This window comes from Microbulbifer halophilus (assembly GCF_026183675.1).
Classification (GTDB): Bacteria; Pseudomonadota; Gammaproteobacteria; order Pseudomonadales; family Cellvibrionaceae; genus Microbulbifer; species Microbulbifer halophilus.
The window spans coordinates 87,606-89,326 of sequence record NZ_JAPIVK010000020.1 but is presented as its reverse complement, the minus strand read 5'-3'; the positions used below and the strand labels follow the sequence as shown (position 1 = coordinate 89,326).

The 1,721-nt window shown below is 64.6% G+C and carries 2 protein-coding genes; both read right to left on the bottom strand.

The annotated features are described in order from the left end of the window. Nucleotides 1-133: 133 nt before the first annotated feature. Nucleotides 134-1,471 (bottom strand): xylose isomerase, encoded by a 1,338-nt coding sequence (xylA, locus tag OQE62_RS11975; protein ID WP_265722276.1) that lies wholly within the window; start codon nucleotides 1,469-1,471, stop codon nucleotides 134-136. 18 nt (nucleotides 1,472-1,489) lie between these two features. Beyond that, nucleotides 1,490-1,721 (bottom strand): hypothetical protein (locus tag OQE62_RS11970; RefSeq protein WP_265722275.1); only part of this gene is annotated, 232 nt, incomplete at its 5' end.

Here is a 1,721-nt window from a genome sequence, read left to right as displayed (position 1 = left end):
CCAGATAGCCCCTTGAGGGATGTAGGGACAGATGGTATCTACGGCCCGGGAGACAAAAAGCGGGTGTGGAAATCATTCCACACCCGCTTTTTTTATGGGCGGTGCCCATAAATTGCCTACAAAGGGGCGGTCTTCAGGCGATGTACTGATTGACCAGATTCTCAAACAGCTCCTGCTTGCCACTGGTGGCCACCGGCTCGCCGTATTCCTGTGCCAGCCCGGCCAGTGCCGCCAGGTCCAGCTCGCCGTTGCGGAAGGCGAGGCCCTTGCCGTCGCGGAAGCTCTGGTAGCGATCCGCTTTCCATTGCTGGTAGGGAGAATCCTCCAGCAGCCGCTGGGCGATCTCCAGGCCGCGGGCGAAGTTGTCCATGCCGCCGATATGGCCCAGGAAGATATCCTGCATATCCACGGATTCGCGCCGCACGCGGGCGTCGAAGTTGAGACCGCCGGTCTTGAAGCCGCCGTCCGCCAGTACCACCATCATCGCCGTTACCGCGTCGTAGAGATCGGTGGGGAACTGGTCCGTGTCCCAGCCGTTCTGGTAGTCGCCGCGGTTGGCATCGATGGAGCCCAGCAGGCCGGCGTCGGTGCACATCTGCAGTTCGTGGGCGAAGGTATGGCCGGCCAGGGTGGCGTGGTTGGCCTCGATATTCAGCTTGAAATCCCCGTCCAGGCCGTAGTGGCGCAGGAAGCCGATCACCGTCTGGGCGTCGAAATCGTACTGGTGCTTGGTGGGTTCCATGGGCTTGGGTTCGATCAGGAAAGTGCCCTTGAAGCCGATGGAGCGGCCGTAGTCCCGCGCCATGGTCAGGAAGCGCGCGAGGTTTTCCTGCTCGGTGCGGGTGTCGGTATTCTGCAGGCACATATAGCCCTCGCGGCCGCCCCAGAACACATAGTTCTCGCCGCCGAGCGCGACGGTGGCATCCAGCGCGGCCTTCACCTGGGCGCCGGCCTGGGCCACCACCCTGAAGTCCGGGTTGGTGGCGGCGCCGTTCATATAGCGCGGGTGGGTAAACAGGTTGGCGGTGCCCCACAGCAGCTTCATACCGGTGGCCCGCTGTCGCTCCGCCGCCAGTTCCACCATGGTCTGCAGGTTGCGCTCGCTTTCGCGCACATCCGCGCCGGCCGGGGACATGTCGACGTCGTGGAAACAGTAGTAGGGCACGCCCAGCTTGCTGGCGAACTCGAAGGCCGCGTCCATGCGCTGGCGCGCCGCGGTCATGGCGTCCGGGGCGTCGTCCCAGGCGAACACCTGGGTGTCGCGGCCGAAGGGGTCGGCGCCCTTGGCGCAGAAGGTGTGCCAGTAGCAGACGGCAAAGCGCAGGTGCTCTTCCATGGTCTTGCCGCCGATGACTTTTTTCGCATCGTAGAATTTGAAGGCCAGCGGGTTGTCGGATTCGCGGCCCTCGAAGGGGATGGCGCCCACGTCGGGGAAGTATTCCCGCTCGCCGGTGAAAACGGATCTGCTCATGGTGCTTTCTCCTCGGTTTTATTCTTCGCGCTCGCTTGGGGTCGGGGCCGCTTCGCCGGTCTGCGGGTGCAGTTGCTGCAGGGTGTCGATGAAGTGGCGGTAGTGTTCGCGGTATTCGGCCGCGGTGTCGGGGTGCGGGGTGCAACTGGCATCGCCGTCGATCTCCAGATGGCGGGCGATGGTTTCGGCGATGGCAGTGTCGTCGCCGCCGTGGCGCTGCGCGGCCCAGAGGGCCTGCAGCGCCGCGCCC

Coding starts and splice junctions, on each gene's coding strand:
- xylA (WP_265722276.1), bottom strand. CDS start 1,471: ATGAGCAGATCCGTTTTCACCGGCGAGCGGGAATACTTCCCCGACGTG.